The sequence below is a fragment of the Streptomyces flavofungini genome (genome assembly GCF_041028215.1).
GTDB classification, from domain to species: Bacteria; Actinomycetota; Actinomycetes; order Streptomycetales; family Streptomycetaceae; genus Streptomyces; species Streptomyces flavofungini_B.
On record NZ_JASKYR010000605.1, the window covers coordinates 1 to 5,029 of the forward strand.

Annotated in this window: 4 protein-coding genes and 1 pseudogene; 2 read left to right on the forward strand and 3 right to left on the reverse strand. The window is 72.4% G+C overall.

All coding sequences use genetic code 11. The features are described 5' to 3' along the window. The first annotated feature begins 63 nt into the window (after positions 1 to 63). Positions 64 to 1,284: a cation:proton antiporter gene (locus tag AB8Z36_RS30775; RefSeq protein ID WP_369216673.1), complete on the forward strand. Its 1,221-nt coding sequence runs from the start codon at positions 64 to 66 to the stop codon at positions 1,282 to 1,284. Between the two features lie 62 nt (positions 1,285 to 1,346). Here the strand turns inward: AB8Z36_RS30775 and AB8Z36_RS30780 are convergent, their stop codons facing one another. Then, a complete protein-coding gene (locus AB8Z36_RS30780) occupies positions 1,347 to 2,513 on the reverse strand; it encodes a PP2C family protein-serine/threonine phosphatase (protein WP_369216674.1) in 1,167 nt (388 codons plus the stop codon). A 152-nt stretch (positions 2,514 to 2,665) separates the two neighbouring features. Here AB8Z36_RS30780 and AB8Z36_RS30785 point away from each other — a divergent pair, with 152 nt between their 5' ends. Then, a complete protein-coding gene (locus tag AB8Z36_RS30785) occupies positions 2,666 to 3,895 on the forward strand; it encodes a GNAT family N-acetyltransferase (protein WP_369216675.1) in 1,230 nt (409 codons plus the stop codon). Positions 3,896 to 3,904: 9 nt separating this feature from the next. On the opposite strand, the pseudogene AB8Z36_RS30790 reads toward AB8Z36_RS30785, so the two are convergent. Then, positions 3,905 to 4,030 (reverse strand): annotated as a pseudogene (locus AB8Z36_RS30790) (superinfection immunity protein); the annotation flags it as partial. Between the two features lie 101 nt (positions 4,031 to 4,131). Beyond that, on the reverse strand, positions 4,132 to 4,944 hold the full coding sequence (locus AB8Z36_RS30795; RefSeq protein ID WP_369216676.1) for an Fpg/Nei family DNA glycosylase: 813 nt from the start codon (positions 4,942 to 4,944) through the stop codon (positions 4,132 to 4,134). Positions 4,945 to 5,029: the final 85 nt, after the last annotated feature.

A 5,029-nucleotide genomic window follows, 5' to 3' on the forward strand; every position in this document is an offset into this window, starting at 1 on the left:
CCGGAAGCGACACCGACTCACAGGAGGAACGGGCCCATCGGACACGCAGACACCTTGATAGCCATGGGCGGCGCCTTTCTCGCCGCCGCCGTGCTCGCCCGCCTGGGCGGCCGCATCGGACTCCCCACCATCCCCCTCTTCATCCTGGCCGGGATACTGCTCGGCCCTCACACCCCCGGCGTGGTCCTGGTCTCCGACCCCCACGACCTGGAGATGCTCTCGGCGCTCGGCCTCGTCCTGCTCCTGTTCTATCTGGGCCTTGAGTTCCACATGGACGACCTCAGGACGGGCGGCCGCAGGATGGCCCTCGCCGGAGGCACCTATCTGGCGCTGAACGTCGGCGCGGGCCTGGGCTTCGGATTCGCGCTCGGCTGGGGCACCTCCGAGGCGCTGGTCCTCGCCGGGGTGCTCGGCATCTCCTCCTCCGCGATCGTCACGAAGGTCCTGGTCGACACCGGCAGGCTCGGCAACCCCGAGACGAAGCCGATCCTCGGCATCATCGTGGTCGAGGACATCTTCCTGGCCCTCTACCTCGCGGCGCTCCAGCCCATCCTGTCCGGCGCCGACAGCCTCTCGGCGGCCGTGCTGGACGGCGGCAAGGCCTTCGGCTTCCTGCTGCTCCTCGCCCTCGCGGCGCGCTTCGGCACCCGACTCGTGGGCCGCCTCTTCGACACCAAGGACGACGAACTCCTCGTCATCTCCTTCCTGGGCGTCGCCGTGTTCGTCGCGGGGGTCTCCGAGTGGTTCGGCGTGGCCGACGCCATCGGGGCCTTCATGGTCGGCCTGATGCTGGGCAGCACGGCGTCCGGTGACCGCATCCGCACCCTGGTGCACCCGCTGCGGGACGCGTTCGGGGCGATCTTCTTCTTCGCGTTCGGACTCTCCATCGACCCCGGTGACCTGCCGGTGGTGGTCTGGCCGGTCCTCGCGGCGGTCGCGGTGACCCTCCTCATGAACGTCCTCGCGGGCCTCGGCGCGGCGCGGGTGTACGGCTTCGGGGCGGGCCCGGCGGCGAACATCTCCACGACCCTGCTCGCACGCGGCGAGTTCGCGCTGATCCTCGCCACGATGGCGGCGGGCGCGGGCCTGGACGAACGGCTCTCCCCCTTCATCGCGGGCTACGTCCTCCTCCTCGCCGTCCTGGGCCCCCTGGCCGCGGGCCGCTCGGAATGGCTGGCCCGCGTCCTCCCCGGCGGCCGCACCCTCGCCACGGCGGACGGCCCGGCCCCCGGGAGCCGACGGGACCGGGACCGGGACCGGGCCACGGCGGACAGCGTCCCGTAACGGCGTCACGTACGCCCCCCCAGCCCCCCGACGGCGACGACGGCGTCGGGGGCGCTCCCGGTCTACGCCTCCCGGCAGATGAGGAGCAGGGCCCGGTCGTCGTTGACGTCCTTGGCCACCGCCTCGATGAGATGCCAGGCGGCGCCGTGGAAGCCGCCCGCGACATAGCGGTCCGCTTCGCCGGTCAGGCGGTCGATGCCCTCGGCGATGTCGCGGTCGGAGGTCTCCACCAGGCCGTCGGTGAAGAGCATCAGGACGTCGCCGGGGCGCAGCATGCCCTTGACCGGGTCGAACTGTGCCCCGTCGTAGACGCCGAGCAGCGGGCCCTGGCCCGTCTTCTCCTCCCAGCGGCCGGTGCCCGCGCTGAGCTGGAGGCCCGGCGGGTGGCCCGCGGAGAAGAGTTCGTAGTCGCCGGTCTCCAGGTCGAGCACCAGGTGGATGGAGGTCGCGAAGCCCTCGTCCCAGTCCTGGCGGAGCAGATAGCCGTTGGCCGCGGGCAGGAAGGCGTGCGGCGGCAGCGAGCCGAGGAGCCCGCCGAAGGCGCCGGACAGGAGCAGTGCGCGCGACCCGGCGTCCATGCCCTTGCCGGAGACGTCGGTGAGGACGGCCTCCAGGGTGCGCCCGCCGTTCGTACGCGCCGCGACGACGAAGTCGCCGGAGAAGGACTGGCCCCCGGCCGGGCGCAGCGCCATCTCGCGGTGCCAGCCACGCGGCAGCCGCGGCAGCTTGCTCTGGACGCGGATGCGCTCGCGCAGGTCGAACAGCATCGTGCCGCCACCGCGCCACGGCACACCGACGCGGCTGCGGAACTGCGCGATGACGAGCCCGAAGAAGCCGCAGGCGGCCACCACGAGGACGACGCCGGGGGTGACGCGCGAGTACCCCTCGGTGTACGGGCCGAGCTGGACGGACTCCACGATCAGGGCGACGGCCGATGCCGCGTAGAGGCCGAGGAGGCTGGCGGGGCGCAGCAGCAGGCCGCCCGCGACGATCGGCAGGACGAGGGTGGCGGGCGAGCACCACACGCTGTTGACGAGCGTGCCGCAGGTGATCAGCGGGACGGTGAGGAGCAGCCCGGCCAGGGCGACCCAGTCGGAGCCGTCCCCGCGGAAGTAGTCGACCCCGGATTTGCGCAGCACTATGCGGACCCGGTGCATCCGCTTTTTCAACCGGGCCGTGAATGTCTCGGCTTCCGCCCGCCGCTCGCGACGTTCTCCTCGTACCGCCATTGCTCGTGGACCCTATCCAGCGGGCCGGGCACTTCGCACGGGAGGTCCCACTTGTCCCTCGTCGGAGGATGCGGCGGCGCGCGGCGCGGTGGCCGGAACGGACCCCGGAAATCCTGTCGCACGGGCTCGTGGCCCCCTGGTAGGCATGGCATATGACGACAGACTTGCGGGGGCTCGCGAAGGACGAATGGGACGCCTGGTACCGCCAGTTGGACGTGGCGTTCGGAGGGGTTCCCGAGTCGGACGACGAGCGGGAGCTGTGGCGTTCGCTGACCGAGTGCGCGCGTTCGATCGGCGTCTGGGACGGGGAGACGTGCGTGGGGTCGGCCGGTGCCTTCTCCTTCCGGCTCTCCGTGCCGGGCGGCGCCCTGGTGGACGCGGCGGGCGTGACGATGGTCGGCGTGGCCGCCACGCACCGGCGGCGCGGCATCCTGACGTCGATGATGCGCAAGCAGCTCGACGACGTGCGCGCGCTCGGCGAACCGGTCGCGGTGCTGACCGCCTCCGAACCGGCCATCTACGGCCGCTTCGGGTACGGCGCCGCGACCCAGCAGCTCAAGGCCGACATCGACACGGCCCGGGTGCGGCTGTCCGTACCGCCCGGCACGGATGACGTAGCCCTGCGGTACGCGCAGCCCGCCGACGTCCACGAGGCGTGCGAGGCGCTCTACGCGCGCGCGGTCCCCGGCCGGCCCGGGATGCTGGCCAGGCAGCCCGGCTGGGAGCGGCTCGGCCTGCTCGATCCCAAGGACGACCGGGACGGCGCGTCCCCCCTCCAGTGCGTGGTCGCCGAGCGCGCGGGCGAACTCGTCGGGTACGCCCGCTACCGGGTCAAGCCCGAGTGGGACTTCAAGGGCCCCAAGGGCGTGGTCAGGCTCGGTGACATCGAGGCGCTCGACCCGGCGGCGTACGCGGCGCTGTGGCGGTTCCTGTTCGACATCGACCTGACGTCGTCGGTCCTCGCCGGGAACCGCCCTGCGGACGACCCGCTGTTCCACCTCGTCTCCGACGTCCGGCGGTGTGACGTGACGGTCCGCGACTCGCTGCACGTACGGCTCGTCGACGTGGGGGCGGCCCTCGCGGCGCGTACGTACCGGACGCCGCTGGACGTGGTCATCGAGGTCGACGACGCCTTCTGCCCCTGGAACGCGGGGCGCTGGCGCCTCACCGGCGACCCCAAGGGCGCCTCGTGCGACCGCACGGACGACGCCCCCGACCTCGCCCTCTCGGTACGTGAGCTGGGCGCCGCCTATCTGGGCGGCACCACCCTGACCTCACTGGCGGCCGCGGGCCGGGTCCGGGAACTGCGCGGGGGCGCCCTGACCGAGAGCTCCCTGGCCTTCGGCTCGGACGTGGCGCCCTGGCTGCCCCACGGGTTCTAGCCGGGGGCTTCAGACGGCCCCGGGCAGCTGGACCGCGTTCTTCGGCTTGCGGGTCGCCAGGTAGAGGGCGATCAGCCAGCCGATGAGCGAGGCGCCGAAGGCGAGGTTGATGACGAGGATCAGCCAGCGGTGCTCGGCGCCCCGGCGACGTCGAACCCGAACATGGAAACCCCCGTTGAACCGGCGATGCGGTCGTGGCGGACGATCTTATGCGATCCGCTCGCCGGGGCCCGGGCTCAGGACTCCGGCCGCTGGCAGGTGGGGCACCAGAAGAGGTTGCGGGCGGCGAGACCGGCGGTGCGGATCTCGCCGTCGCAGATGTGGCAGGGCATGTCCGCCCTGCGGTAGACGTACACCTCGCCGCCGTGGTCGTCCACGCGCGGCGGGCGGCCCATCGCCTCCGGGGTGTGCTCGGGCCTGACGGTGTCGATGCGGTTGAGGCGCACGCCCTCGCGCATCAGCTCCACCAGGTCCGCCCAGATCGCGTTCCAGCGCTCCTCGGTGAGGTCCTTGCCCGGGGTGTACGGATCGATGCCGTGCCGGAAGAGGACCTCCGCGCGGTAGACGTTGCCGACGCCCGCGATGACCTTCTGGTCCATGAGCAGCGCGGCGATGGTGGTGCGGCTGCGGGAGATCCGCCGGTAGGCCTTCGCCGGGTCGTCCCCGTCGCGCAGCGGATCGGGGCCGAGGCGCTCGTGTATCGCCCGCTTCTCCTCGTCCGCGACGAGGGCGCAGGTGGTCGGGCCCCGCAGATCGGAGTAGTACGCGTCGTTGCGCAGCCGCAGCCGGACGGTGTCCGTGGGCGGCGGCGCGGGGCACTCGCCGATGGCGTACTTGCCGAAGAGCCCCAGGTGGATGTGGACCCAGTCGCCGCCGAACCCGAGGAAGAGATGCTTGCCGTGGGCCTCGGCGGTCTCCATCGCCCGTCCGTCGAGCAGCGCGGCGCTCCCGGAGAACTTCCCCTGCGGGCTACGCACGTCCACGGCCTTCCCCGCGAACCGCGCCAGATGGTCCTGAGCAAGCCGATGAATGGTGTGCCCCTCCGGCACGGGTCCCTCCGGGGGTTTTGCGGTTTATCGCCTTGAGGGCCCGKSCYCGGGGCGGAGCCCCGTGGGGGTGACTACTGCTCGGGGT

Bases quoted from the DNA above. Each gene is read 5' to 3' on its own strand.
- AB8Z36_RS30780 (WP_369216674.1), bottom strand. From the start codon at position 2,513: ATGGCGGTACGAGGAGAACGTCGCGAGCGGCGGGCGGAAGCCGAGACA.
- AB8Z36_RS30775 (WP_369216673.1), top strand. From the start codon at position 64: ATGGGCGGCGCCTTTCTCGCCGCCGCCGTGCTCGCCCGCCTGGGCGGC.
- AB8Z36_RS30785 (WP_369216675.1), top strand. From the start codon at position 2,666: ATGACGACAGACTTGCGGGGGCTCGCGAAGGACGAATGGGACGCCTGG.